We start from the raw sequence: 1,350 nt of genomic DNA on the forward strand, positions 1-1,350 counted from the left end.
ACGTGGGTGTCCTGGTGGTGGGTGACTGGTCGTTGTTTGAGAACTGCACAGTGGACGCGAGCATCTGTGGCCAAGTTTTTAAGGGCGCACGGTGGATGCCTTGGCACCAGGAACCGATGAAGGACGTGGGAGGCCACGATAGTCCCCGGGGAGCCGTCAACCAGGCTTTGATCCGGGGGTTTCCGAATGGGGAAACCCGGCAGTCGTCATGGGCTGTCACCCATACCTGAACACATAGGGTATGTGGAGGGAACGCGGGGAAGTGAAACATCTCAGTACCCGCAGGAAGAGAAAACAACCGTGATTCCGGGAGTAGTGGCGAGCGAAACCGGATGAGGCTAAACCGTGATGGTGTGAGACCCGGCAGGGGTTGCCATTACGGGGTTGTGGGAATGAGCTTCAGTCGTCTGCCGGCGGCTGGGCGAGTCAGAAACCGTATGGATAGTCGAAGGACATGCGAAAGGTCCGGCGTAGAGGGTAAGACCCCCGTAGACGAAATCTGTACGGCTTGCTTGCTCATCTCCCAAGTAGCACGGGGCCCGAGAAATCCCGTGTGAATCTGGCGGGACCACCCGCTAAGCCTAAATATTCCCTGGTGACCGATAGCGGATAGTACCGTGAGGGAATGGTGAAAAGTACCGCGGGAGCGGAGTGAAATAGTACCTGAAACCGTGTGCCTACAAGCCGTGGGAGCGTCGGACATGCAGCTTGCTGTGTGTCTCGTGACTGCGTGCCTTTTGAAGAATGAGCCTGCGAGTTTGCGGTGTGTAGCGAGGTTAACCCGTGTGGGGTAGCCGTAGCGAAAGCGAGTCCGAATAGGGCGTTTGAGTTGCATGCCCAAGACCCGAAGCGGAGTGATCTAGCCATGGGCAGGTTGAAGCGGAGGTAAGACTTCGTGGAGGACCGAACCCACCAGGGTTGAAAACCTGGGGGATGACCTGTGGTTAGGGGTGAAAGGCCAATCAAACTCCGTGATAGCTGGTTCTCCCCGAAATGCATTTAGGTGCAGCGTCACGTGTTTCTTGCCGGAGGTAGAGCACTGGATAGGCGATGGGCCTCACCGGGTTACTGACCTTAGCCAAACTCCGAATGCCGGTAAGTGAGAGCGTGGCAGTGAGACTGTGGGGGATAAGCTCCATGGTCGAGAGGGAAACAGCCCAGAACACCGACTAAGGTCCCTAAGCGTGTGCTAAGTGGGAAAGGATGTGGAGTCGCAGAGACAACCAGGAGGTTGGCTTAGAAGCAGCCACCCTTGAAAGAGTGCGTAATAGCTCACTGGTCAAGTGATTCCGCGCCGACAATGTAGCGGGGCTCAAGCACACCACCGAAGTCGTGTCATTGCAGCAATAC

Annotated in this window: 1 rRNA gene (only partly in view); it reads left to right on the forward strand. The window is 56.6% G+C overall.

Going from position 1 to position 1,350, the window contains the following annotated elements:
- Nucleotides 1–68 precede the first annotated feature (68 nt).
- Nucleotides 69–1,350 (forward strand): 23S ribosomal RNA (locus ACFVVX_RS37825); it runs 1,493 nt beyond the window's last position.

The organism is Kitasatospora sp. NPDC058170 (assembly GCF_042883905.1).
Classification (GTDB): Bacteria; Actinomycetota; Actinomycetes; order Streptomycetales; family Streptomycetaceae; genus Kitasatospora.